General features: G+C 59.5%; 24 protein-coding genes. 13 read left to right on the top strand and 11 right to left on the bottom strand.

Features of this window, described 5'->3' with window-relative positions; all coding sequences use genetic code 11:
* Nucleotide 1 precedes the first annotated feature (1 nt).
* The 4 genes from lptB (at nt 2) to ptsN (ending at nt 3,978) form a co-directional block, all read left to right on the top strand.
* Complete coding sequence (gene lptB, locus ACQZ40_RS01435; RefSeq protein ID WP_003520083.1) at nt 2–811, top strand: LPS export ABC transporter ATP-binding protein; 810 nt, start codon at nt 2–4, stop codon at nt 809–811.
* Nucleotides 812–1,076: 265 nt separating this feature from the next.
* A complete protein-coding gene (gene rpoN / locus ACQZ40_RS01430) occupies nt 1,077–2,627 on the top strand; it encodes an RNA polymerase factor sigma-54 (RefSeq protein WP_448747260.1) in 1,551 nt (516 codons plus the stop codon).
* Nucleotides 2,628–2,861: 234 nt separating this feature from the next.
* The gene (gene hpf / locus ACQZ40_RS01425) at nt 2,862–3,434 is read left to right on the top strand and encodes a ribosome hibernation-promoting factor, HPF/YfiA family (protein ID WP_003520085.1); all 573 of its coding nucleotides are present in this window, start codon (nt 2,862–2,864) and stop codon (nt 3,432–3,434) included.
* A gap of 82 nt (nt 3,435–3,516) precedes the next feature.
* On the top strand, nt 3,517–3,978 hold the full coding sequence (ptsN, locus tag ACQZ40_RS01420) for a PTS IIA-like nitrogen regulatory protein PtsN (protein ID WP_003503792.1): 462 nt from the start codon (nt 3,517–3,519) through the stop codon (nt 3,976–3,978).
* Nucleotides 3,979–4,059: 81 nt separating this feature from the next.
* On the opposite strand, the gene grpE is transcribed toward ptsN, so the two are convergent.
* Nucleotides 4,060–4,695 carry a nucleotide exchange factor GrpE gene (gene grpE / locus ACQZ40_RS01415; RefSeq protein ID WP_338809981.1) on the bottom strand — a complete coding sequence of 212 codons (636 nt, stop codon included), beginning with the start codon at nt 4,693–4,695 and terminating at the stop codon, nt 4,060–4,062.
* A 112-nt stretch (nt 4,696–4,807) separates the two neighbouring features.
* Nucleotides 4,808–5,899 carry a heat-inducible transcriptional repressor HrcA gene (gene hrcA, locus ACQZ40_RS01410; RefSeq protein WP_020811203.1) on the bottom strand — a complete coding sequence of 364 codons (1,092 nt, stop codon included), beginning with the start codon at nt 5,897–5,899 and terminating at the stop codon, nt 4,808–4,810.
* Between the two features lie 135 nt (nt 5,900–6,034).
* On the opposite strand from hrcA, the gene rph reads away from it, so the two are divergent.
* From rph to hemW, 3 genes are read left to right on the top strand one after another with little or no spacing between them, the layout of a single operon-like run.
* Nucleotides 6,035–6,751, top strand: coding sequence for a ribonuclease PH (gene rph / locus ACQZ40_RS01405; RefSeq protein ID WP_003503798.1), 717 nt, complete (start codon nt 6,035–6,037; stop codon nt 6,749–6,751).
* A gap of 17 nt (nt 6,752–6,768) precedes the next feature.
* Nucleotides 6,769–7,413, top strand: a complete 645-nt coding sequence (gene rdgB / locus ACQZ40_RS01400) for an RdgB/HAM1 family non-canonical purine NTP pyrophosphatase (RefSeq protein WP_003520089.1) — start codon at nt 6,769–6,771, stop codon at nt 7,411–7,413.
* 5 nt (nt 7,414–7,418) lie between these two features.
* Complete coding sequence (hemW, locus tag ACQZ40_RS01395) at nt 7,419–8,618, top strand: radical SAM family heme chaperone HemW (protein WP_065654859.1); 1,200 nt, start codon at nt 7,419–7,421, stop codon at nt 8,616–8,618.
* Between the two features lie 72 nt (nt 8,619–8,690).
* Here the strand turns inward: hemW and dnaA are convergent, their stop codons facing one another.
* From dnaA to mutM, 4 genes are all read right to left on the bottom strand, one after another.
* The gene (gene dnaA / locus ACQZ40_RS01390) at nt 8,691–10,151 is read right to left on the bottom strand and encodes a chromosomal replication initiator protein DnaA (protein WP_003520091.1); all 1,461 of its coding nucleotides are present in this window, start codon (nt 10,149–10,151) and stop codon (nt 8,691–8,693) included.
* A gap of 868 nt (nt 10,152–11,019) precedes the next feature.
* Nucleotides 11,020–11,286 carry a 30S ribosomal protein S20 gene (rpsT, locus tag ACQZ40_RS01385; protein ID WP_003493474.1) on the bottom strand — a complete coding sequence of 89 codons (267 nt, stop codon included), beginning with the start codon at nt 11,284–11,286 and terminating at the stop codon, nt 11,020–11,022.
* Nucleotides 11,287–11,481: 195 nt separating this feature from the next.
* Complete coding sequence (locus tag ACQZ40_RS01380; RefSeq protein ID WP_065654587.1) at nt 11,482–12,255, bottom strand: enoyl-CoA hydratase; 774 nt, start codon at nt 12,253–12,255, stop codon at nt 11,482–11,484.
* A gap of 31 nt (nt 12,256–12,286) precedes the next feature.
* On the bottom strand, nt 12,287–13,183 hold the full coding sequence (gene mutM, locus ACQZ40_RS01375; protein ID WP_125145220.1) for a bifunctional DNA-formamidopyrimidine glycosylase/DNA-(apurinic or apyrimidinic site) lyase: 897 nt from the start codon (nt 13,181–13,183) through the stop codon (nt 12,287–12,289).
* A 143-nt stretch (nt 13,184–13,326) separates the two neighbouring features.
* On the opposite strand from mutM, the gene ubiE reads away from it, so the two are divergent.
* The 3 genes from ubiE to olsE all read left to right on the top strand — a co-directional run bounded on the left by ubiE (nt 13,327) and on the right by olsE (nt 16,794).
* On the top strand, nt 13,327–14,103 hold the full coding sequence (gene ubiE / locus ACQZ40_RS01370) for a bifunctional demethylmenaquinone methyltransferase/2-methoxy-6-polyprenyl-1,4-benzoquinol methylase UbiE (protein WP_448747259.1): 777 nt from the start codon (nt 13,327–13,329) through the stop codon (nt 14,101–14,103).
* 36 nt (nt 14,104–14,139) lie between these two features.
* Nucleotides 14,140–15,714, top strand: a complete 1,575-nt coding sequence (gene ubiB / locus ACQZ40_RS01365) for a 2-polyprenylphenol 6-hydroxylase (protein ID WP_338809979.1) — start codon at nt 14,140–14,142, stop codon at nt 15,712–15,714.
* Between the two features lie 165 nt (nt 15,715–15,879).
* Nucleotides 15,880–16,794 carry an ornithine lipid hydroxylase OlsE gene (gene olsE / locus ACQZ40_RS01360; RefSeq protein WP_080855853.1) on the top strand — a complete coding sequence of 305 codons (915 nt, stop codon included), beginning with the start codon at nt 15,880–15,882 and terminating at the stop codon, nt 16,792–16,794.
* A 9-nt stretch (nt 16,795–16,803) separates the two neighbouring features.
* On the opposite strand, the gene ACQZ40_RS01355 is transcribed toward olsE, so the two are convergent.
* From ACQZ40_RS01355 to ACQZ40_RS01345, 3 genes are all read right to left on the bottom strand, one after another.
* Nucleotides 16,804–17,178, bottom strand: coding sequence for an MmcQ/YjbR family DNA-binding protein (locus ACQZ40_RS01355; protein WP_080855852.1), 375 nt, complete (start codon nt 17,176–17,178; stop codon nt 16,804–16,806).
* Nucleotides 17,175–18,380 (bottom strand): bifunctional phosphopantothenoylcysteine decarboxylase/phosphopantothenate--cysteine ligase CoaBC, encoded by a 1,206-nt coding sequence (gene coaBC / locus ACQZ40_RS01350; protein ID WP_448747258.1) that lies wholly within the window; start codon nt 18,378–18,380, stop codon nt 17,175–17,177. Before coaBC ends, ACQZ40_RS01355 begins: the two co-directional genes overlap by 4 nt.
* A 69-nt stretch (nt 18,381–18,449) precedes the next feature.
* Nucleotides 18,450–20,033 carry a peptide chain release factor 3 gene (locus ACQZ40_RS01345; protein WP_003520100.1) on the bottom strand — a complete coding sequence of 528 codons (1,584 nt, stop codon included), beginning with the start codon at nt 20,031–20,033 and terminating at the stop codon, nt 18,450–18,452.
* A gap of 90 nt (nt 20,034–20,123) precedes the next feature.
* On the opposite strand from ACQZ40_RS01345, the gene dut reads away from it, so the two are divergent.
* The 3 genes from dut to cysK all read left to right on the top strand — a co-directional run bounded on the left by dut (nt 20,124) and on the right by cysK (nt 22,409).
* Entirely contained in the window at nt 20,124–20,594 is a 471-nt protein-coding gene (dut, locus tag ACQZ40_RS01340) for a dUTP diphosphatase (RefSeq protein ID WP_271044846.1), read from the top strand.
* Nucleotides 20,595–20,681: 87 nt separating this feature from the next.
* Nucleotides 20,682–21,299, top strand: a complete 618-nt coding sequence (locus ACQZ40_RS01335; protein ID WP_271044845.1) for a LysE family translocator — start codon at nt 20,682–20,684, stop codon at nt 21,297–21,299.
* A gap of 141 nt (nt 21,300–21,440) precedes the next feature.
* Nucleotides 21,441–22,409, top strand: coding sequence for a cysteine synthase A (gene cysK, locus ACQZ40_RS01330; protein ID WP_003520103.1), 969 nt, complete (start codon nt 21,441–21,443; stop codon nt 22,407–22,409).
* A 218-nt stretch (nt 22,410–22,627) separates the two neighbouring features.
* Here the strand turns inward: cysK and ACQZ40_RS01325 are convergent, their stop codons facing one another.
* Both ACQZ40_RS01325 and gshB read right to left on the bottom strand, forming a co-directional pair.
* Complete coding sequence (locus tag ACQZ40_RS01325) at nt 22,628–24,160, bottom strand: YifB family Mg chelatase-like AAA ATPase (RefSeq protein ID WP_448747257.1); 1,533 nt, start codon at nt 24,158–24,160, stop codon at nt 22,628–22,630.
* Nucleotides 24,161–24,345: 185 nt separating this feature from the next.
* Nucleotides 24,346–25,305, bottom strand: a complete 960-nt coding sequence (gene gshB, locus ACQZ40_RS01320) for a glutathione synthase (RefSeq protein WP_065654862.1) — start codon at nt 25,303–25,305, stop codon at nt 24,346–24,348.
* Nucleotides 25,306–25,355 lie beyond the last annotated feature (50 nt).

Raw genomic sequence — 25,355 nt, 5'->3', positions numbered from 1 at the left:
CGTGAAGATACCCTCGATCTCAAAGATATTCGGCGGCGGGCGCAGCCGATCCGCGGATGCGGCCTCGCCGGCGGACAAGACCCCCTATCAGGGCACGCTGATCGCGCATGGCCTGACGAAGACCTATAATACGCGCCGTGTCGTCAACGGGGTTTCGCTGGTCGTGCGCCGAGGCGAGGCCGTGGGACTGCTCGGCCCGAACGGTGCGGGTAAAACCACCTGTTTTTACATGATCACGGGCCTGGTGCCCGTGGATACCGGCAAGATCGCCATCAACGGCAATGATGTCACCACCATGCCGATGTACCGGCGCGCCCGTCTCGGCGTCGGTTATCTGCCGCAGGAAGCATCGATCTTCCGGGGCTTGACGGTCGAGGAAAACATCCGCGCCGTGCTGGAAGTGCATGAGCCGGACGCTGCCAAGCGCAACCGCAAGCTCGATGAGCTGCTGGAAGAGTTTCATATCGCGCAACTGCGAAAGTCGCCTGCCGTGGCGCTTTCGGGTGGTGAGCGGCGGCGTCTGGAAATCGCGCGCGCACTCGCGACCGATCCGACCTTCATGCTGCTCGACGAACCTTTCGCGGGCGTCGATCCGATTTCGGTCAGCGATATCCAGAATCTGGTGAGACACCTGACAGCGCGCGGCATCGGCGTTCTCGTGACCGATCACAATGTCCGTGAAACGCTCGGTCTCATCGACCGCGCCTACATCATCCATGCCGGCGAGGTGCTGACGCATGGACGTCCGGACGATATCGTCAACAATCCGGATGTACGCCGTCTCTATCTCGGCAATAATTTCAGCCTTTGAACGCCTAGAGCGGGATCGCGAAAAGTGTGTGGTTTTCGCTTGAAATCCCGCTCTAATTATATGATCTAGATCATGATTTAAGATTTTAGGTCGTTTCGACCTAAAATCATCATGATCGGCGCGCGAAAGATTCTTCATCGCGCCCCGCCCTGACGCTTGACCAAACAAGATAAAAAAGCAATTTTTGGGCCAAGTTCCGTCGTCTCAGTAAAATTTCTGGAAAATCAGGCGATGGAGAAGCTGTAAGGGGAGTTTCGCGTCCGCCATGGCATTGTCTGCCAGCCTTTTGCTGCGTCAAAACCAGTCTCTCGTGATGACACCGCAACTGATGCAGTCCATCCAGCTGCTTCAGATGACGCATTTCGAGCTGACGCAGTTCATTGCGCAGGAGGTGGAGCGCAATCCACTGCTGGAAATTGCGGCAAACGATGGCGATTTGAGCAGCGATGCCCCGGCAGAGACTGAGAGTTTCGGTGACGTGGACGGCGAAGGCCCGGAGAGATCCGCGACGGTGACGTCCGACAGCGACGACTGGTATGGCGACCGCGCCGCAAATCTCGGCGAGCAACTGGACACCAGCTTCGAAAACGTCTTTCCCGACGATGCCGAGCCCAGAAAGGCCGATGCGCCCGAACTGGCCGGCCAATGGAAATCCATGCCCGGCCAGGAGTCGGGGGAAAGTTACGACCTCGACGATTTCGTCGCGGCCAGACAGAGTCTCGGCGACCATCTCAATCAGCAACTGCCGCTCGCCATATCCGCCGCCGAGGACCGGATGATCGCCGATGCGCTGATCGGCCAGCTTGATGAGACCGGCTATATTGCGGCGGATGCCGTCGACGACGTCGCCGAACGGCTGGGAGCGGCACCGTCAGCGGTCGAGCACGTTCTGAAGACGCTTCAGGGTTTCGACCCACCGGGTGTATTTTCCCGCTCCTTAAGCGAATGTCTGGCAATCCAGCTTGCCCAGAAGGACCGGCTCGACCCGGCCATGCGGGCTTTCGTCGACAATCTGGAACTTCTGGCGAAACGCGATTTCGCCTCCCTTAAAAAAATCTGCGGCGTCGATGAGGAAGACCTCCTCGACATGCTGGCGGAAATCCGCACGCTCAACCCCCGCCCCGGCGCGGGTTACGATTCGATGGTTTCGGAGACCATCGTTCCCGACATTATCGTTCGCCCCTCCTCCACCGGCGGCTGGCTGGTGGAAATCAATCCCGAGACCCTGCCGCGCGTGCTCATCAACCAGAGTTATTTCGCCGAGGTGTCGAAACATAAGGCACGTGCAGGCGAGGATCAGGATTTTCTGACTGAGTGCATGCAGACGGCACATTGGCTGACCCGCAGCCTCGATCAGCGCGCCCGGACAATCATGAAGGTCGCGACGGAAATCGTGCGCCAGCAGGACGCCTTTCTCGTCAATGGCGTGGATCATCTGCGCCCGCTGAACCTCAAGACGGTGGCAGACGCCATCAAGATGCACGAATCCACCGTCAGCCGGGTGACATCGAAAAAATACATGCTGACGCCGCGCGGTCTGTTCGAGCTGAAATATTTCTTCAGCGTGTCGATCAGCGCCGTGGAAGGCGGAGACAGCCATTCGGCAGAAGCGGTGCGCCACCGCATCAAGGCCATGATCTCGCAGGAGGCCGCCGAGGCGGTTCTTTCAGACGATGATATCGTCGACAATCTGAAAAAGAGCGGCATCGATATCGCCCGCCGCACCGTCGCCAAATATCGCGAGGCGATGAACATCCCCTCCTCCGTGCAAAGGCGCCGGGAAAAGAAGGCGATGGCCAAGCTGTCCACCTTCTGAGCGGCGGCCGCGATCACGTTTATGGCGGTTTTTTGCCGCACCATTGACTCTTGTCACGGCAAGGGCTAGAAGCCCGCCGCACACGTAAGCAAGGTCATTTGTAACGGATTCATCTCCACCGTCCATGGGCGTAAAATTCGAATGAGGGCTTTTTAAGGTCTTCGAAACGCTTGGATGCGCGCGCGGCTTGACGTAAGCTGGTACTCGCAAATCACTACAAAAAGGAAAATTTCCATGAGTGTGCGTGTATCTGGTAAACATATGGAGATCGGTGAATCTTTCCGTCAGCGGATCGAGGACAATATAGGTCTGGCGGTTACCAAATACTTCGATGGGGGGTATTCAGGCCAGGTGACCGTGGAGAAGTCCGGATCGCGTTTTGCCGCCGACTGCAAGCTGCATCTCGATACCGGCGTTGTATTGCATGCGGCGGGTCAGGCAAATGATCCGCAGGCCAGCTTCGATGCCGCCGCAGAGCGGATCGAGAAGCGCCTGCGCCGCTACAAGCGCAAGCTTAAGGACCACCACAATGGTGCGAATGGCGTGTCGCAGGAAATCGCCTATACGGTGATGGATGCTATTCCCGATGAGGACCACGAGGTTCCCGAAGATTACGCACCCACCATCGTAGCGGAGAGTTCGAAACAGATTAAGACAATGTCCGTCGCAAGCGCCGTGATGGCGCTCGACATGACGGACGAACCGGTTCTGCTGTTCCGCAGCCCCGGCAAGGAATATCTCAACATCGTTTACCGGCGTCATGATGGCAATATCGGCTGGATCGACGCGGAAACGATCAAGAGCTGAACAGTCTGACAAGACGTGGGAGGCAGAGCGCGCAAATGCACCTGCCTCCTGCATCGTCTCGATGGCATGAAGGAAAAAGAGAATGGCGTTGGCAGATTTGCTGCAACAAGATGCGATTATTCCCGCCCTCAAGGTGAATTCCAAAAAGCAGTTGCTTCAGGAGCTGGCCGCAAAGGCAGCCAGAATTACCGGAGTCTCGGAACGGGAAGTTTTCGACGTCATCCTCCAGCGTGAGAAACTCGGCTCCACCGGTGTGGGCCACGGCATCGCCATTCCGCATGGCAAGCTCAACAGCATCCATCAGATCACCGGCGTCTTCGCACGTCTTGAAACACCGGTCGATTTCGAAGCGCTGGACGACCAGCCCGTCGATCTGGTTTTCCTGCTGCTCGCGCCCGAGGGCGCCGGCGCGGATCACCTGAAGGCTTTGTCCAGAATTGCACGCGCCCTGCGCGACCCTGAACTGGTCGCCAAGCTGCGCGCCACCGATTCCGACACCGCAATCTACGCCTTCCTCAATCAGGAACAGGCGACGGCGGCCTGATCGTGGGCTAACTCCCTCAGTTTAACGGCAATAAAAAACGCGCCCTGAAGGCGCGTTTTTTATGACGTAAAGATAGATGCCTTACGCATCCTTTTCATTGAGAGACGACGTGCCCGGCTCGGCCGATCCGGCAACTTCCGCCTTCGGGCCGCCCTTGGCGACGCCGACCATTGCCGGGCGCAGGACGCGGTCGCCAATGGTGAAACCGGCCTGAACCACCTGCAGCACGGTATTGTTCGGAACTGCCGGATTCGGAATTTCGAACATGGCCTGATGGAAATTCGGGTCGAACTTCTGGCCCTCCGCGTCGATCTTCTTGACACCGTGGCGTTCCAGCGTCGACAGCATCGAACGTTCCGTCATCTCGACGCCTTCGATCAAACCATTGAGACCGGCTTCGCCATTGGTCTTGAGTTCATCGGGAATGGCTTCAAGCGCGCGGCGAAGATTATCCGAAACGGCAAGCATGTCGCGTGCAAAGGCAGCCAGCGAATAGGCCTTGGCGTCCTTGACATCACGCTCGGTGCGGCGGCGAAGATTGTCCATCTCGGCGGCAAGGCGCAGAAATTTATCGCGCAGATCGGCGTTCTCAGCCTTGAGCAGCTCCACCGGATCGGGCTCTGCCGTTTCGGCCTGTTCTTCACCTGCCTGAGCAAGATCGACAAACTCTTCCGCGACGTCCGCGTCAGGTCCGGGCTTTTTTGTATCGTCGGTCATGACGTTCTCCAGATTTGAATATGTTGGTTGCGCCCGATATCGAGCTTTGACGGGCAAAAATCAAGGCTTGCGGCGAAAAGCTTGCCGCATTCCCTGACCTTGCGGGTCTGTCCTATCTCTGCTTGCGGGAAAGGCGGGCCATGATCTGCGCCGTATAGTCCACCATCGGCACGATACGGGCGTAATTCAGCCGGGTCGGGCCAATGACGCCGACCGCACCCACGACACGATTGTCCTCATCGCGATAAGGCGCGACGATCAGCGACGAACCGGAGAGGGAAAACAGCTTGTTTTCCGAGCCGATGAAAATCCTGACCCCCGAGCCGCTTTCCGCGAGATTGAGGATTTCGATGAGATTTTCCTTGCGCTCCAGGTCGTCGAACAGCAGGCGCACCCGATCGATATCTTCCTCGCCGGCGAGACCTTCGAGCAGGTTGGAGCGACCGCGAACGATGAGACGACCGAGCTTGCCCTCCTCATTGTCTCCCGCCCATACCGCCAGACCGCGCTCCACGAGGTCCTGCGCCAATATGCCGAGTTCCGATTGCAGTTCCGCCCGCTGCGTCTGGAACTGACCGCGCAACTCATGCAGCGTCTGACCGGAGAGATGGGCATTGATGAAATTCGCCGCTTCGGTCAATTGCGATGAGGAAATGCCGGCCGGCAATTCGATGATGCGGTTTTCGACCTGATTGTGGTCGCCCACCAGCACGGCGAGCGCCTTGGTGGGTTCCAGCCTTATGAATTCGACATGCTTCAGGATGACATCGTTCTTCGCCGTCAATACGAGGCCCGCCCCGCGCGACATGCCGGACAGCATGCGGCTTGCCTCCGTCAACAGCCCTTCCAGCGACTGTTCGTGACCGGCGACCGGCCCGATCTGGCGATCGATAGTCGCCCTTTCCTCGGCGGGCAGATCACCCACCTGCATGAAGGCGTCAACAAAGAAGCGCAGCCCCGTCTGGGTCGGCAGGCGACCGGCGCTGATATGCGGCGAATAGATGAGGCCGAGCTCTTCGAGATCGCTCATGACATTGCGGACGGAGGCGGGTGAAAGCGACATCGGCAACAGCCGCGACAGGCTGCGCGATCCGAGCGGCTCGCCCGTATCGAGATAACCTTCGACGATGCGCCGGAAAATTTCCCGAGACCGTTCATCCAGCAGCGATGCCTGATCTTTTGATAGCGGTGCGGAAAAACCCATTTCGTCCGTTCTTTGTCGTTCAAACCAGCTTGCATCAATATAATGCGTTGCAACGCCGGGGCAAAATGGAAATTGGCTTTGCAAAAGCCCGGACCTCGCCTTAGAAGGCAGGGACCAACATGGAGAGTGGATCATATGCGGCCTTCAGGCAGAAAAACCGACCAGATGCGCAAGGTTTCCTTCGAGCGCAATTTCTCGAAACATGCCGAAGGTTCCTGTCTCGTGAAATTCGGCGACACGCATGTGCTCGTCACCGCAAGCCTTGAAGAAAAGACGCCGCCATGGCTGCGCAACAGCGGCAAGGGCTGGGTCACCGCCGAATATGGCATGCTGCCGCGCTCCACCCATGAGCGCATGAAGCGCGAAGCCGCTTCCGGCAAGCAGGGCGGTCGCACCCAGGAAATCCAGCGCCTCATCGGTCGTTCGCTGCGCGCCGTCGTTGATCTGCAGGCACTTGGTGAGCGCCAGATCAGCATCGACTGCGACGTGATCCAGGCCGATGGCGGCACCCGCACCGCCTCCATCACCGGCGCATGGATTGCACTCCACGATTGCCTGAAATGGATGGAAACCCGCAACATGATCAAGGTCGAGAAGGTTCTGAAGGACCATATCGCCGCGATCTCCTGCGGCATCTTCGCCAACCAGCCGGTAATCGATCTCGATTATCTCGAAGATTCCTCGGCCGAGACGGATGCCAACTTTGTCATCACGGGCTCGGGCGGCATCGTCGAGGTTCAGGGCACGGCGGAAGGCGCGCCCTTCTCCGAGGAAGAATTCCTGACGCTGCTCGGTCTTGCCAAGGCCGGTTGCAGCGAACTGGTTGCCCTTCAGAAACAGGCGATCGCCTGAGCCGACAGGAAAGCACCATGCGCAAGCTCGATACCAGAACGATCGTCGTCGCCAGCCACAACAAGGGCAAGATCGCCGAAATCGCCGATCTGATCGGGCCTTTCGGCTTTTCCGCCAAATCGGCGGCGGAGCTGAATTTCGAAGAGCCGGATGAGACGGGTACGACCTTCGAGGAAAATGCCGCCATCAAGGCGCTTGCCTCCGCGAAGGCATCGGGTCTTCCGGCTTTGTCCGACGATTCCGGTCTGGTCATCGATGCGCTGGATGGTGCGCCAGGTGTCTATACCGCCAATTGGGCGGAAACGGCCGATGGTACCCGCGACTTCGCCATGGCGATGCAGAAGGTCGAGGATGCGCTGGCCGAGCGCGGCGCTTCGAAGCCGGAAGACCGCACCGGCCGCTTCGTCAGCGTGCTGTGCCTGGCCTGGCCGGACGGGCATCTCGAATATTTCCGCGGCGAGGTGGAAGGCACGGTGGTGTGGCCGCCGCGCGGAACGAGCGGTTTCGGTTACGATCCGGTCTTCAAACCGGAAGGATACGACACCACATTCGGTGAGATGAGCGCGGATGAAAAACACGGCTGGAAACACGGCGACGCCTTCGCGCTTTCCCACCGTGCCCGGGCGTTTAAAAAATTCGTAGAAACCTGCCTGGAGGCATGAACCCGATGGTCGGGGAGCATCAACTTTCTGCCCCCGGCGCGTCGCTTTTGCCGGATACGGGCGATCCCGGTTTCGGGATCTATCTGCACTGGCCCTTCTGTGCGGCCAAATGTCCCTATTGCGATTTCAACAGCCATGTCCGCCACCGGCCGGTGGATCAGGAACGGTTTACGGCGGCCTTTCTCCGTGAAATGGAGCATATGCGGACGCTGAGCGGTCCGCGCGTCGTGACCAGCATTTTTATGGGCGGCGGCACGCCGTCGCTGATGGACCCGCAGACGGTGGGCGCACTTCTCGATGGCGTCTCGCGCTTCTGGCATGTGCCGGATGGTATCGAGATCACCATGGAAGCCAATCCTTCCAGCGTCGAGGCGGAGCGTTTTCGCGGTTACCGCGCGGCGGGCGTCAACCGTGTCTCGCTCGGCGTACAGGCGCTGAACGACCGGGACCTGAAGTTCCTCGGCCGCCTGCATGATGTTGCCGATGCTTTGAAAGCCATCCGGCTGGCGCGGGAGATTTTTCCGCGCATGTCCTTCGATCTCATCTATGCCCGCCCGAACCAGACGGTGGCCGAATGGGACGCAGAGCTGAAAGAGGCTGTCTCCTACGCTGTCGACCATCTTTCGCTCTATCAGCTGACCATCGAGGAAGGCACACCCTTCTACGGGCTGCACAAGGCCGGCAAGCTCATCGTGCCGGATGGCGAACATTCGGCTGTGCTTTATGAGGCGACGCAGGAAATCACCGAGCGTTACGGCATGCCGGCCTATGAGGTTTCCAACCATGCCCGGCCGGGTGCTGAAAGCCGCCACAACCTGACCTACTGGCGTTATGGCGATTATGCCGGCATCGGCCCCGGCGCGCATGGACGCCTGACGAGAGGCGCTTCCAAGCTCGCAACCGCCACCGAGCGCCACCCGGAAAACTGGCTCGAAACCGTTGAGCGGGAAGGCCACGGCATGGTCGATCAGGAGCTGCTTGGCGTCGATGAGCAGGCCGATGAATTGCTGCTGATGGGACTTCGCCTGCGCGAAGGTATCGATCTCGCCCGCTGGAGCGACCTTTCCGGCCGCGATCTCGATCCGGAAAAGGAGGAATTCCTCCTCCAGCACGGTTTCGTGGAGAGGCTCGGCAATTCCCGCCTGCGCTGCACGCCGTCCGGCATGCTTATTCTGGACGCGGTGGTGGCCGATCTCGCCTGCTGACGCCAGCCTCCACCCCAGCTTTAGCCCAATAGACAAGACGACAATAAAAAAGCGACCCGAAGGCCGCTTTTTTCATGCGTTGTTTTCGTTGATCAGGCGTTTCAACAGCTCAACCTCATGGCCGAGCTTGGTGTCGCCGGAAATCAGTTCCTCGATCTTGCGCACGGCATGCAGAACCGTGGTGTGATCGCGACCGCCGAAACGGCGACCGATCTCGGGGAAAGAACGCGGCGTCAGCATTTTTGCCAGATACATGGCGATCTGGCGCGGCTTGACGATGACGCGGGTGCGGCGGTTGGACACCAGCTCCTGTCGCGACACATTATAGTGCTTGGCGACGATGCGCTGAATATCCTCGATGCGTACACGCTTGGCCTCACCCGTCCCGACGAGATGCGACAGCAGCTCATCGACACGATCAACCGAAAGGTTCGGCTCGAAGGAGCGACGGAACATCAGCTGGTTGAAGGCGCCTTCCAGTTCGCGTCCGCTTGCCGTCACGCTCTTGGCCACATGGGTCAGGATTTCATCCGAAATCTCGAAGGACGGATCGTCCTGACGTGCCGAGCCGAGGCGGCGGTTGAGCATTTCATAGCGCATGTCGTAGTCGGGACCTTCGATCTCGATGGCCATGCCGCCCTGAAGGCGGGAACGGACACGCGGATCGAGCGATTCCAGCTCCCACGGCGCACGGTCAGCCGCAACCACGACCTGCTTGGCGCTGTCGAGCAGCATGTTCAGCAGATGGCAGAATTCGTGCTGGATCATCTTGCCCTGCAGGAACTGCATGTCGTCGATGACGAGCAGGTCGATATTGCGCAGCGTATCCTTCAGCGTCAGCGCGTCATTGTCGCGGATCGCAGTGGCGAAACGCCACATGAAATATTCTGCCGTCAGATAGACCACGCGCGGATTGCGCGGGCTGTCTATGGCGGCATTGGCGATTGCCTGCAGAAGATGCGTCTTGCCGAGGCCGACACCCGCATGGATGAACAGCGGGTTGAAGCGCACGGCGCCGGCACCCGCTTCGGCGATCGTCTTTGCCGCCGCGAGCGCGACGCGGTTGGACGAGCCTTCGACAAAGGTATCGAAGGTGAAACGGGTGTCGAGCGGCGAACCGAACAACGGCCCGGAACCGCCCTGACGCAGGGTCGCCTGCGAAGCCGCAGGCTGTGCGGCAGGCGTCGCGGGCTGCGACGGAATGAAGGACTTGTTACGCTGAACCGCGCCGACTTCCGGAACGGGCTGCGCCCTTTCCTCCGTCTGTGCCGGACGGACCGGGCGGCTGGCCGAGCGGACCAGAATCTCCACCTTCAGCACATCCGGATCCTCGCTCTGGACGAGGTTCGTGATCAGATCCATGTAACGGTTGTTGATCCAGGACTTCAAAAAGGTCGTCGGAACGGTAAAACGGACGACGCTTTTCGAAACGGAATGGAGTTTGAGCCGTGCAAACCAGCTTGCATAGACCTCCGGACCAACCTGTGCCTTGAGCCGCGCGCTAAAACGTTCAAACAGCGCATCGTGCGTCATTGCCGATTTGTCCCCTGCCGCATCTGAGCAAGCTGCATCACGCGTCTTCGGTGCGCGGTCCCCATCAGCCACCGCACCCATCGCCAAATTCAATTGCATATTGCCGCCTTTCAAATTGCCAATCATAGCCTGACGATCAAAGATCGATCGCCAGAGATCCCCCTCGTATATTTTTGCCTCCAGCGTTCCCCTCGAAAGAACGTCAAAGGCGACTACTCGTTTGCGAGCCGGTTATCCCATTTCCCTCCCCCTCATGGAGAGGCCTGCGACACGCTAAAACGCTCCTTTCGTTACAACCTTAAGGCGCATTCTTGAGGACAAAAGCTCCCGCCCGTTCCGGAGACCGAAACGGCACAAAAAGCTCCATGACCTGAAAAAACGGACCCCGAAAGACCCGCCAGCAAGAAGGTGAATATCGTCGATACGATCATCGAGATAATCTGTGGACTGAGATCCGCACCCCTTGTTGAAATGCATTTAGGCAGGATCGTGGGGAGAGATCAATGGCGTTTTTTCTGCAAAAACTCAGATCGGCCATTGACTCGCAAAGGCCGTTTTGCATCACCGACGAGGTGCGAAGCAGAATCGCTTATGAATCAATGAGATTCAATTTTGGCAATTTTTGAGAGCTGATTTTGGCAAAAAAATAAAAATCTTCTTGACTCAAAACTGGCCGCGACTTCCGTAGAGAAAGCCCCCGAGTTTTCCAGAGACCTCCAGCAAGCTGTTGTTTTTATTGCAAATTTCCTGTCGTCCATCTGACATGCGTTTGTCACGTTACGGCAGCAATGGTTAACGGGCAGTTAGAATCACAAAAAGCCCGGTCAAAAGACCAGGCTTTTTGAATAATTATTTGTGATTAGCCGGATTAGGCGGAAAGAGCCTTAACGCGCTGTGCGAGACGCGACACCTTGCGGGATGCGGTGTTGCCGTGCAGCACGCCCCGGGTGGCGGCGCGCTGGATCTCGGGCTGAGCTGCCTTCAGAGCTTCGGTAGCGACTGCGAGATCACCGGAAGCGATGGCTTCCTCGACCTTGCGGATGAAGCCGCGAACGCGCGAACGGCGAGCCTTGTTGACTGCGGTACGGCGAGCGATCTTGCGGGTCGCCTTTTTCGCCGAAGTTGTATTGGCCATGTATGCCTCTCTTCGAATTCAAACCAAATTCCGCAACCATAGGATCGGGTCGTTCGAAGACCTCACGTAACCCAAGAATGCGGGAGTAATTTCGGACAAGCCGGATGGCTTTCCTTAACCGTGGGCGGGCATATACCGCTAAAGCTTACGCCCGTCAACGCGCAAAACGCTTAAAAGCGCCGATATTCCGAATCCTTAGCGATTCCGGAAAGCGGGTTTGCGCTTTTCCACGAAGGCGGCCATGCCCTCCTTCTGATCCGCTGTCGCAAAGAGCGACTGGAAGGATCGTCTTTCATATCTCAGTCCTTCCGCAAGCGGCACCTCGAAGGAGCGATTGACGCTTTCCTTGGCCATGAGAACGGAAGCACGCGACAGGGAAGCGATGCGGGTTGCCGCCTCCACCGCCTCGTCCATGAGATTTGCAGCCGGCACGACACGCGACACGAGACCGGCCCGCTCAGCTTCCGCCGCATCCATCATGCGCCCGGTCAGAACCAGGTCCATGGCCTTCGCCTTGCCGACCGCCCGTGTCAGCCGCTGCGAGCCGCCCATGCCAGGGATGACGCCGAGGGTGATTTCCGGCTGGCCGAATTTTGCCGTGTCCGAAGCGATGATGAAATCGCACATCATCGCCAGTTCGCAGCCGCCGCCAAGCGCAAAGCCGGATACGGCGGCGATGACTGGCTTGCGGGTGGCCGCAACCTCGTCCCAGCCGCCGAGAAAATCACCGACATAGGCATCGACGAAATCCAGCCCCTGCATTTCCTTGATATCGGCGCCTGCCGCAAATGCCTTTTCCGAACCGGTAATAATGATCGCACCGATGGAATCATCGGCGGAAAACGAAGACAGAATGTGCCGCAGCTCTTTCAGAAGCACCGAATTGAGAGCGTTGAGCGCCTTGGGGCGGTTGAGGGTGATGACACCCACCTCATCGCGTTTCTCGACCAGTATCGTTTCATAGTCCACGGCAATCTCCCCTTCCGGCACTCCGGCTCCGTTACTTCTGGCAGGCGGCGCAATAAAAGGTCGAACGACCGGCCTGCACCACCCTTTCAACCGTACCCCGGCAGCCGGGCGTCCGGCAAGGCTGGCCTTCCTGATCGTAGACTGAAAAGGAATGCTGGAAATAACCGAGCGTTCCGTCCGTCTGTATATGGTCTCGCAATGAGGAGCCGCCAGCGGCGATCGCATCCGCGATCACGTCGCGGATTTTCTCCGTCAGATCGACGAGCTGCGCTTTGGGCTTGCCACCTTTCGTCACCAGCGTCCCCGCCGCCCGCAAAGGCGAAAGATGCGCGCGCCACAGCGCCTCGCAGACATAGATATTGCCGAGACCGGCAATGACCTTCTGGTCGAGCAATGTGCTTTTCAGGGGCTGGCTTTTGCCTTCAAACCGGCTCGCCAGATAATCCGCGCTCAGCGCATTGCCTGTCGGCTCCGGGCCGAGCTCGGCAAAAGCGGGGTAAAGGTCGAGCTTGTTGCGCTCCACCAGATGCATGAAGCCGAAGCGGCGCGGATCATTATAGATGACGCAGACGCGCTCTTCCCCTTTATCCAGATGAAAGACGACATGGTCATGCTTGCCGTCTTTGGACCGGGCATGGTGAAACACGCCTGGAGCATCGCCGGCCTCACCCGCCTCCGCCTCGATGCGGAACGAGCCGGACATGCCGAGGTGGGAAACGATGGTCAGCCCATCCTCCAGTTCGATCAGAAGATATTTCGCCCTGCGCCCGAGCGACAGGATCGTCTTGCCTTCGATAAGCGCTGCGAAATCCTGCGGGAATGGAAAGCGCAAATCGGGGCGGCCGAGATGGAGCCTGCGGACCCTTGCGCCTTCCATGGCGGGCGCAAGGCCACGTCTGACGGTTTCGACTTCTGGCAATTCTGGCATCTGGCTTATCCGACAGTTTATCGTTAGGACCATGTGGTCTATACAGTGCACGCGAAATGTCGCGCCCAGGCGATGCGGCAACAGATAGCGTTGCCATGGCGTTTCCGCTATGGTCCGCCACGCAATAAATATGGAGACAGACGATGACCGACGCCCGTACCACTGCCCAAGGCGGCATGGAAACGTCCTATGGCTTCCACAAGGTGGACGAAGGCAAAAAGCAGGGGCTGGTCAACGAGGTCTTCCACAAGGTGGCCAAACGCTACGACATCATGAACGATGTGATGTCGGCCGGCCTGCACCGGCTGTGGAAAGACGCCATGGTCTCTTCGCTTTCGCCGCGCAAGGACGCGTCCTACAAGGTTCTGGATGTTGCCGGCGGCACCGGCGATATCGCATTCCGTATCATCGAAGCCTCCAGCCGCCTGGCGCATGCCACCGTTCTCGACATCAACGGCTCGATGCTTGCCGTCGGCGAAGAACGCGCGGCAAAAAAGAAGCTTTCCGACAATCTGACCTTCGTAGAGGCCAATGCCGAGGAACTGCCTTTCGAGGCAAACAGTTTCGACGCCTATACGATTGCCTTCGGCATCCGCAACGTGCCGCGCATCGACGTCGCGCTGAAGGAGGCGCATCGCGTGCTGAAGCGCGGCGGACGGCTGCTGGTGCTGGAATTTTCCGAGGTAGAAATGCCGTTGCTTGACCGCGTTTACGACGCCTGGTCGTTCAACGCCATCCCGCAATTCGGCAAGATGATCACGGGTGACGCCGAGCCCTATCAATATCTGGTCGAGTCGATCCGCAAATTCCCCAATCAGGAGGATTTCGCGACGATGATCCGCACCGCCGGCTTCTCCCGCGTCACCTATACCAATTACACCGGCGGCATCGCCGCCCTGCATTCCGGCTGGAAGCTTTAAGACCATGGCCGGCAGACGCAGGAGACAAGCATAAGCATGAGTACTTTGGGCGCATATTTCCGCCTCGCAAGGGTTGGCTGGGTTCTCGTGCGCGAAGGCGTCGTGCTGGCCCTGCCTTCCGATGACCTGCCTGCTCCCGCCCAATTGTTGAAAGCGCTGCTGAAACCGTTCGCCCGCAGCAAGGCGAAAAGGGCGCAGCGCAGCGACCGTCTGGCGGTGGCTGTCGAGCGGCTTGGTCCTTCCTACGTGAAGATGGGCCAGTTTCTCGCCACCCGGCCGGATGTGGTGGGCGCCGACTTCGCCGACGATCTTGCGAGCCTTCAGGACCGCATGGCCTTTTTCCCGGCGGCTGCGGCGAAAGCGAATATCGAAGGCTCGCTCGGCCGTTCGGTGTCCGATCTCTACAGGGAATTCGGCGATCCTATTGCCGCCGCCTCCATTGCCCAGGTTCATCCGGCAATTGTGGATACGCCGAAGGGGCCGCGCAAGGTGGCCGTCAAGGTCATCCGCCCCGGCGTGCGCCAGCGTTTCCAGAACGATCTCGAGGCGATGTATCTGATCGCCGATCTGCAGCAGCGTTTCGTCCGCTCCGCACGTCGCCTGCGCCCCGTCGAGGTGACACGCACGCTGGAGCAGACCACCAAGATCGAGATGGATCTGCGGCTCGAGGCCGCCGCCCTTTCCGAACTTGCGGAAAACACCAAGGACGATCCCGGATTCCGAGTGCCCGAGGTCGACTGGGAACGCACCGGGCGCGATGTCGTCACCATGGAGTGGATCGACGGCGTCAAGATGTCGGATATCGAAGGGTTGAAGGCCGCCGGCCACGACCTGAACAAACTCGCAGACACGCTGATCCAGTCCTTCCTGCGGCACACGCTGCGCGATGGCTTCTTCCATGCAGACATGCATCCCGGCAATCTCTTCGTCGATGCTGAGGGCGAGATCGTCGCCGTCGACATGGGCATTGCCGGACGTCTCGGCAAAAAGGAACGCCGCTTCCTTGCCGAGATCCTCTACGGCTTCATTACCCGCGACTACATGCGGGTGGCGGAAGTGCATTTCGAGGCCGGTTACGTGCCGGGCCATCACGATATAGCAAGCTTCGCCCAGGCGATCCGCGCCATTGGCGAGCCGATCCACGGCCAGCCGGCCGAAACGATCTCCATGGGCAAGCTTTTGACGCTGCTGTTCGAAGTGACCGAGCTTTTCGACATGGAAACGCGGCCGGAACTGGTGATGCTGCAAAAGACCATGGTGGTGGTGGAGGGCGTGTCGCGCATGCTCAATCCACGCTTCAACATGTGGAAGGCGGCAGACCCCGTCGTCGGCGGCTGGATCAGGGACAATCTCGGCCCGAAACGCATCGTCACCGATCTGAAGGACGGCGTGAAGGCGGCCCTCAAGCTTGCCGAGGCAGCGCCGGAGATCGCCGCCAAGACCGAAAAGCTGCATTCCGAGTTGATGTATATGAGCGAGAACGGCCTGCGTTTCGACGCGCAGACGGCGGAAGCTATCGGCAAGGCGGAAGCGCGCCACACCAAATGGGGACGGGCGGCACTCTGGGTCATAGCCCTGACGCTTCTTTACATCGCCATCAGGATAAGCTGAGCATCTCGGCACCGGTGAGTGCCATGTTTGTGTAATGCATTGGAGCGATAAGGGCCTGATCTCCAATCGAGACAGGTGATCGATGCGGGGTAAGGGCTGCTTTGATGCCTGCGCGGAATTGCGCCGGCGGTATAGACGGACGATGCCGGACGGGATTTGATTTTGATGGCAAAAGCGCAAGTACTGAAAGAGGCCCTTTCCTATTCGTCGTGGCCGCTGGTGTTCGTCGGCGGCCTCGTGGGGTCCTATTTCGCTTTCACGAGCAGCCATCCCATCGCGGCCTTTTTGACCGTCTACGCGGGCGCGGTTTTAAGCCTGTTTCTTCTCGAACGTTATATTCCCTACGAAATCCAATGGCTTGAGGGTGATGGCGAGACCGTGAACAGCATCGGCCACACGCTTTTGACAAAAGGGCTCGTCCAGCTCGCAGCCGCCGCAGCGGCAATCTTCCCGATGGTGACCGCCAATGTGCTGCAGCCGCTCGCCGCCATACGGTTCGACCTGTGGCCGTCTCATCTGCCGATGATCGTTCAGGTCGCCCTTGCGGTGACAATTGCCGAATTCGGCCTCTACTGGTCCCACCGTATTGCGCATGAAACCGTATTCTTCTGGCGTTTCCATGCACTGCATCACAGCGTCGTGCGGCTCTGGGTCGTCAATACGGGACGGTTCCATGTGGCCGATTCCCTGTTCAAGATCGCGCTCAGCCAGATTCCGCTCTATTTCATGGGTGCGCCGCTACAGGTTTTCTGGTGGCTGGGCGCCGTTACCGCATTCATCGGTATTTTGACCCATTGCAACGTCGATATGAAAACGGGGCCGCTCGATTACGTATTCAGCACCCCGCGCCTGCACCGCTGGCACCATTCAAAACAGCTTCCGGAAGGAAACACCAATTACGGCGAGAATCTCGTCTTCTTCGATTTGATCTTCGGCTCCTACCATAATCCCGACAGGCCTTCTTCCACCGATATCGGCATCAAGGGCAAGATTGCGAAAGGATTCCTGCCGCAGCTCCTGCAGCCCTTCACCAAGGAAGGCGTCCGCCAGATCATCGGCAAGGACACCAAGCTCGACTGAACCGAAAAACTACAGGGCACGCGCAGTCTCGATCACGATACCCAGTTCGCCCCGCAGTTTTTTGGTCAGACCGGCTGCGACAAGCTCATAGGAGCGGCGCACATAATGCTCCAGTTCTTCCTGTTCCAACGGGGAATGATCGCCAATCGATATCCATTTGCGTTTGGCGAAATAGGGCGCCTGCCCTATGCCTTCCAGCGAGGTCAATATTTCGAAGCTCTCTTCCGAGCATTTCACGACCAGCCGCCAGTCCTCCCGCTCGCCAAGCACGGCAAAGACCTTGTCGCCCACCTTGGCGACATGGGAATCCCATTGATCGACAAAACGCACGCCCGGCCATTTGCCGAGCACCCTGTCGAAAGTCTTGCGATCGAACAGGCTCATGCGAGTTTCTCCGCGATCAGGGCCGCCAGACGTTTTGCAACGTCGGCCTTGTCGAGATCCGGCCAGACGTCGATGCCATCTGCGGAAATGATCTTCACGCTGTTGCGGTCTCCGCCCATGATGCCGGTTTCCGCCGAAACATCATTTGCGACGATATAATCCGCCCCTTTGCGCTCCAGCTTCGCCCGGCCGTTCTTCTCGACATCCTGCGTTTCGGCGGCGAAGCCCACCACAATTCTCGGGCGCTTTTCATGATGGCCGACGGTTTTGAGAATATCGGGATTTTCCGTCAGTTGCAGCGCCGGCGGGGCATCGCCCGGCTGCTTCTTGATCTTCTGCTCCGACGAGCCCGTCACCCGCCAGTCGGCGACGGCGGCTACCATGACGGCGATATCCGCCGGCAGTCTCGATATCACCGCATCGCGCATCTCCTCGGCGCGCTCGACATGGATCGTCGTGACCCGGGCAGGATCGGCGATGGTGACCGGGCCGGAAACCAGCGTAACCTCTGCCCCCAGTTCCGCCAGAGCCGCCGCAATGGCATGGCCCTGCTTGCCGGAGGAGCGGTTGGCGATGTAGCGCACCGGGTCAATCGGTTCATGCGTGGGGCCGGAGGTCACGATCGCCGTTCTGCCCTTCAGGGGCTTTGGCCCCTCATCCAGCAGTGCGGCGACGGCTTCGACGATCTGCAATGGCTCGGCCATGCGGCCAAAACCAGCCTCGCCTTTCTCTGCCATCTCACCGGCCATGGGTCCGATGAAAAACACGCCGTCTTTTTTCAGCGTTTCGGCATTACGCAGCGTGGGCTTTGCCGCCCACATTTTCGGGTTCATTGCCGGTGCCACCAGCACCTTGCGATCCGTCGCGAGAAGAATGGTGGAGGCAAGATCGTCTGCAAGACCATGCGCCATCTTCGCCATCAGATCGGCGGTGGCGGGCGCCACAAGCACGAGGTCGCAGTCACGCGCCAGCCTGATATGGCCGACATCCTGTTCATCCTGCCGGGAAAAGAGATCGGTGAAGACATGGGTGGCGGAAAGTGCACCGACGGCAAGCGGCGTGACGAATTCCTGGGCGCCCTTCGTCATCACCGGCGTCACCTTCGCGCCGCGCTCTTTCAGGCGGCGGATGAGATCGAGGCTTTTATAGGCTGCGATGCCACCGGAGATGATGAGGAGAATATGTTTGCCTGAAAGCGTCATGATGCCGGACCAGTTTCCCGTTTCAGGGGAAACTAAGCCCTTGGCATACAAAGTGCAATCACGCCTTTGTCACGCCGCCTTGGCGACGTGATATTCCTTGATCGCGACCATCTTGATCGCCGGAAAACGCTCGGACTCATAGCGGAGCGAGAAGGCGTCCTGCGCCAGAAACACCGGATCGCCATCCAGATCGCGGGCGATATCGCCGCGCTTGACGTTGAGGAACTTGTCCATTTCCGCCGGCTGATCGGAAGAAATCCAGCGGCAGACGGAAAAGCGCGACATTTCGAAGGAGACCGGCAGGCCATATTCGCCCATCAGACGCTCCTTCAACACGTCGAGCTGCAGCGCACCGACAACACCGACGATGGCCGGCGAGCCGTCTTCCGGCGAAAACAGCTGCACGACGCCTTCTTCCGCCATCTGCTGCAGGGCTTCCTTCAGCTTCTTCGCCTTCATGGCGTCTTCCAGACGCACGCGGCGGAGAATTTCCGGCGAAAAGTTCGGCACGCCCTGGAAGACGAGGTTTTCACCCTCGGTCAGCGTATCGCCGATGCGCAGCGTACCATGGTTCGGGATGCCGACCACGTCACCCGCAAAGGCCGTATCGGCAAGCTGGCGCTGCGAGGCGAAGAAGAACTGCGGCGCAGTGAGGCCCATCTGTTTGCCGGTGCGGGCAAGCCGCGCCTTCATGCCGCGCTCCAGCTTGCCGGAGCAGATGCGGGCAAAAGCGATGCGGTCGCGATGGTTCGGGTCCATATTGGCCTGAATCTTGAAGACAAAGGCCGTCATTTTCTCTTCAGCTGCATGGACGGTGCGGGTGTCCGCCACCTGATCGCGCGGCGGCGGTGCGAAATCGCCAAGCGCATTGATGAGATCACGCACACCGAAATTGCGCAGCGCCGAACCGAAGAACACCGGCGTCATATGACCTTCGAGAAACGCCTGACGATCGAAAGGACGGCAGGCTTCCAGCGCAAGCTCCGTTTCCTCGACGAAAAGATGGCGCTCATTTTCCGGCAGACGATCGGCAACCGCCTGCGGACCGTTGACCGGCATGGCTTCCACCTGCGTATCCACGCCACGGAAGGTGCTGTCGGCGAGATTATAGGCGCCGCAGAAGGTCTTTGCTCGACCGACCGGCCAGGTGATCGGCGCGGTATCGAGCGCGAGCTTCTCTTCCACCTCATCGAGAATCTCGAATGGGTCGCGGCTTTCGCGGTCCATCTTGTTGATGAAGGTGATGATCGGAATATCGCGCATGCGGCAGACTTCGAACAGCTTCAGCGTGCGCGGCTCGATACCCTTGGCGGCGTCGATGACCATGATCGCCGCATCCACCGCCGTCAGCGTGCGGTAGGTGTCGTCGGCGAAGTCCTCGTGGCCGGGCGTATCGAGGATGTTGAAGACCCGGTCATTATATTCGAAGGTCATGACCGAGGTGACGACCGAAATGCCGCGCTCGCGCTCGATCTTCATCCAGTCCGAACGGGTCTGGATGCGATCCTTCTTCGCCTTCACCTCACCGGCAAGCTGGATCGCTCCGCCGAACAGCAGCAGTTTTTCGGTGAGCGTGGTCTTACCCGCGTCCGGGTGCGCGATAATAGCAAAGGTGCGGCGGCGGGAGACCGCCTCGGCAAGTGTTTCGGCCATCTGACAAATCCTGTGGAATTGCGGGCTATCTAGCGTTTCAGGCCCGCATTTGCAATTGACCTTGCCGCGATCTCGGCAAACTAATGCCGGATGACCCTTCAAAACTACAATCGCCCCCCTCTCCGGCTCGTCCGCCTCGCCAATGGCGCTGACCTCGAATTGCCGTCCTACGAAACCCGTGGCGCCGCCGGCATGGACCTGCGCGCTGCCGTACCTGCCGGTGAACCGCTGACCCTGCAACCGGGTGAACGCGCCCTGGTCCCGACCGGTTTCATCTTCGAGGTTCCGCAGGGTTATGAGGCGCAAATCCGCTCCCGCTCCGGCCTCGCCATCAAGAACGGCATCACCTGCCTCAACTCTCCCGGCACGGTGGACAGCGATTATCGCGGCGAGGTGAAAGTCATCCTCGCCAATCTTGGCCAGGAGGTTTTCGTCATCGAGCGCGGCATGCGCATTGCGCAGATGGTGATCGCGCCGGTAACCCAGGTTGTTGTGAGCGAAGTGACGGAGACCTCTGAGACGGCGCGGGGCGCCGGCGGTTTCGGCTCCACCGGCGTTTAGCGACAGCGCTGGGACAGAAGCGCGGACCGATTGTCTTTACCCGGCAATTTCGCTATGGATTTGGCGGATTTTTCGGGAAATACGATCATGACGCTGACGACCCTTTTCGCCTATGCCACCGCCCTCTTCATCGCTGCCGCCATTCCCGGCCCCGGCATGACGGCGATCGTGGCGCGGGCGCTGGGTTCGGGCTTTCGCGAAACCTTTTTCATGGGTCTCGGGCTGGTGCTGGGCGACATGATTTACCTGACCGCTGTGATCCTGGGCCTGGCCTTCGTCGCGCAGACCTTTCAGGAAGCCTTCATGGTGCTGAAATTCGCGGGCGCGGCCTATCTCCTTTATATCGCCTGGAAGCTTTGGACCGCCGGTCTCTTGCCGCACGACCTGAAGGCGAAGAAGAGCACCAGCATGTCCATGTCCTTCCTGTCCGGCCTGCTGATCACCCTCGGCAATCCCAAAACCATGCTTTTTTATGTGGCGCTGGTGCCGACACTGATCGATATCCGCATGATCGGCCCTTCGGAATATGCGACACTTCTCGCCATCACCTTCGTCGTGCTGATGGCGGTTCTCCTGCCTTACATCCTGCTTGCGGCCAAGGCGCGTAACCTCCTGAAAAGGCCGAGCGCCTTGACGATCCTCAACCGTACGGCGGCGGCTATTCTGGCCGGAACCGCCACCATGATCGCGATCCGCAGCACGTAAAACAAATTCGTGCATTTATGCGATTTATCGTGAAATTATTCCTGCAATTTAGGGATATTAGGACGAACGTTCGCTAGCTTGCGAAAGCTATTGCTCCTATTCTGCCGCTCAAATCTTGCGGTCTTTACACAGGAGAGCATCATGCCCGAAGCCAGAAAGCCCGGACGCGGACGCGTCTATTCCTCGATTACGGAAACAATCGGCGACACACCGATCGTGCGGCTCGACAAGCTGGCGAAGGAGAAGGGCGTGAAGGCCAACCTTCTCGCCAAACTTGAATTTTTCAATCCCATCGCTTCCGTGAAGGACCGCATTGGCGTCGCCATGATCGAAGCTCTGGAAGCGCAGGGCAAGATCACCCCCGGCAAAACCACGCTGGTGGAGCCGACATCCGGCAACACGGGCATCGCGCTTGCCTTCGCCGCCGCCGCGAAGGGCTACAAGCTGATCCTGACCATGCCTGAAACCATGTCGGTTGAACGCCGGAAAATGCTGGCCCTGCTCGGCGCCGAACTGGTGTTGACCGAAGGCCCCAAGGGCATGAAGGGCGCCATCGCCAAGGCGCAGGAACTGGCCGAGACCCTGCCTGACGCGATCATTCCGCAGCAGTTCGAAAACCCCGCCAATCCCGATATTCACCGCAAGACGACGGCTGAAGAAATCTGGAACGACACCGAAGGCACGGTCGATATTCTCGTCTCGGGCATCGGCACCGGCGGCACCATCACCGGCACGGGTCAGGTGCTGAAATCCCGCAAGCCCGAGGTGAAGGTCATTGCCGTCGAACCTGCCGACAGCCCGGTTCTTTCCGGCGGCAACCCCGGCCCGCACAAGATTCAGGGCATTGGCGCCGGTTTTGCACCCGCCATCCTCGATACCGGCATTTATGACGAGATCGTCACCGTGACCAATGACGAGGCTTTCGAAACCGCACGTCTGGCGGCAAGGCTGGAAGGCGTGCCGGTCGGCATCTCCTCGGGTGCGGCGCTGGCGGCGGCCATCAAGGTTGGCGCGCGGGAAGAAAATGCCGGCAAGAACATCGTCGTCATCATTCCTTCCTTTGCGGAACGCTACCTTTCGACGGCGCTTTTCGAAGGCCTCGGGCTTTAAGCCAGGCTTTCAAGCGCGGTAAGGATCGCGCGCCAGAGTAGCGAATATTCTTATGTGCCGCCGGCTTCCGCTGGCGGCACAGTGTTTTTTCAGGGAAGGTACAACAGGCGACCTTCTGGAGCATATCCGGTTTAAACGGAATCGTTAGATGTGCTCTAATTACTTGTTTTTACACACTTCCCCACCAAAAACCGCTTCGTGCGTTTACTGGAAATGTTCTATGCCGCCGCCGTCAGCCTTTCGCCAGCGATACGATAGGACACGGCTTCCGCCACATGGATGCGGCCGACCGTCTGTTTGCCATCCAGATCGGCCAGGGTGCGGGCAACCTTGAGAATGCGATGATAACCGCGCGCGGAGAACTTCAGCCGCTCGGCCGCATCGCGCAGCAATTGCAGCCCGGATGCATCCGGCTCGGCATATTTTTCTATCAGGGTCGTCGTGCAGCGGGCATTGGTGCGAATGGCGGCAAATCCCGCCGCCGCGTAACGTTCCTGCTGCGCAAGGCGCGCCCGGGCGACACGGGCGGCAACCGCCGCACTCGGCTCGGACGGGACGGGGCGGATGAGATCGGCAGCGGAGACGGCGGGAACGTCGATGCGGATATCGATACGATCCAGCAGCGGGCCGGAAATGCGGGCCTGATAATCCGTCACACAACGCGGGCCTCGGGCGCAGGTGAAACCCGGCTCTCCCGCCATGCCGCAGCGGCAGGGGTTCATCGCCGCAACGAGCTGGATTTCCGCCGGATAGCTGACGCGATGATTGGCCCGCGCAATGATGCATTCGCCAGTTTCCAGCGGCTGGCGCAGTGCATCCAGCACCTGCGGCGAAAATTCCGGGAACTCATCCAGAAACAGAACGCCGTGATGGGCAAGCGAAGCCTCACCCGGCTTGGCGCGAAGCCCTCCGCCGATCAACGCCGCCATGGTGGCGGAGTGATGCGGGGTGCGGAACGGCCTGCGGTCCGAAAGCTTGCCGCCGGATAATTGGCCGGCGATGGAATGGACCATCGACACTTCCAGCAATTCCGCCGCCTCCAGCGGCGGCAGGATGGAAGGCAGGCGGGCTGCGAGCATGGATTTGCCGGAGCCGGGTGGACCGACCATGAGCAGGTTGTGGCCGCCGGCGGCTGCCACCTCCAGCGCGCGCCGGGCGCTCTCCTGTCCTTTGATATCCGCTAAATCCGGCAGATTGACCGGGTTGGCGCGAATGGCGGGCGTCGGGCGCGAGAGAAGCTGGGTGCCGCGAAAATGATTGGCCAGCGCAATCAGGCTGCGCGGGGCGAGAATATCGATACCGGCGCCGGCCCAGGCCGCTTCCGGTCCGCTTTCAGCCGGGCAGATCAGCCCCTTGCCAAGCGCATTTGCGCCGATCGCCGCCGGCAGGGCGCCCGAAACCATACCGATGGTGCCATCGAGATTGAGTTCGCCGAGAACCACATAACGTGCCAGCATTTCTGCCGGTATCGCGCCTAAAGCGGCCATGAGGCCAAGCGCAATGGGAAGATCGAAATGCGATCCTTCCTTGGGCAGATCGGCAGGCGCGAGATTGACGGTGACTTTTTTTGCCGGCAGTGCCAGACCGGAGGCATGCAGGGCGGCCTGCACCCGCTCGCGGCTTTCGGCCACCGCCTTATCGGGCAGGCCGACAATCTGGATGCCCACCTTTCCCGGCGCGACCATGACCTGCACCTCGACGGGCACACCCTCTATGCCCTGAAATGCAACCGTATTGACCCTTGCCACCATGGCCTGCCCCCGCAAACCGGCCGCATCAACAGAGCTTCATACCCTTATCACGGCCACCCGCAAGCAACGTGCCACAGGGCAAAGAATAAAACAAGAACATCCAGCGAACAATTTCTCGCTGACGATGTATTTTAGTTGTGTCTAGTTGTACTCGCGGAACAAAGCTGGACCGGCGAAAGCCCGCCTCAGAAATCCTGGGCTTCGCGCTTTTTCTCGATCGCATCCCACAGCAGGCTTGCGACATCGGCACCGCCGAATTTCCGCACTTCGCGAATGCCGGTCGGCGAGGTGACGTTGATTTCCGTCATATAGTCGCCAATCACATCGATACCGACGAAGAGGAAACCGCGCTCGCGCAAGGCAGGGCCGATCCGGCGGCAGATTTCCTTCTCGCGCGCCGTCAGTTCCGTCGGTTCCGGCCGGCCGCCGGCATGCATGTTGGAGCGGGCGTCGTTTTCCGCCGGCACACGGTTGATTGCGCCCACCGGCTCGCCATCCACCAGCAGGATACGCTTGTCGCCTTTGCGGACATCAGGCAGATATTGCTGGGCGATATAAGGTTCGCGGAACATCTGGCCGAACATCTCCAGCAGAGAAGAGAAATTGCGGTCGTCGCGCGCGGAATGGAAGACGCCGGCGCCACCATTGCCGTAAAGCGGCTTGAGGATGATATCGCCCATTTCATTACGAAAGCGGGCGATTTCGGCCACATCCTTGGTGATCAGCGTCTTCGGCATCAGATCGGCGAATTCGGTGACGAAAATCTTTTCAGGCGAGTTGCGCACCCAGACGGGATCGTTGACCACCAGCGTTTTCGGATGAATGCGCTCCAGCAGATGGGTCGAGGTGATGTAAGCCATGTCGAATGGCGGATCCTGACGCAGATGGATGACATCCATGGTCGACAGATCGACGCGCTCCGGTTCGGAGAGCGAGAAATGGTCACCCTTGATGTCACGCAGTTCCATCTGCTCGACAGTGGCGTAAATCTTGCCATCGCGCATGGAGAGGCGCTCGGGGGTATAATGGAACAGCCGGTATCCCCGCGCCTGCGCCTCAAGGCTCATGGCGAAGGTGGAGTCACCGGCGATATTGATGCCGGAGACATGATCCATCTGGATCGCGACGTTCTTGATCTTCGCCATGCGCATGTTCCTCTTGCAGCATGCGGACACTTTGTCGGCCCGCGGTGCCC

The organism is Agrobacterium sp. 16-172Ci, assembly GCF_053522725.1.
The sequence above is the reverse complement of the archived record's forward strand: the minus strand, read 5'-3'. Positions and strand labels throughout refer to the sequence as shown.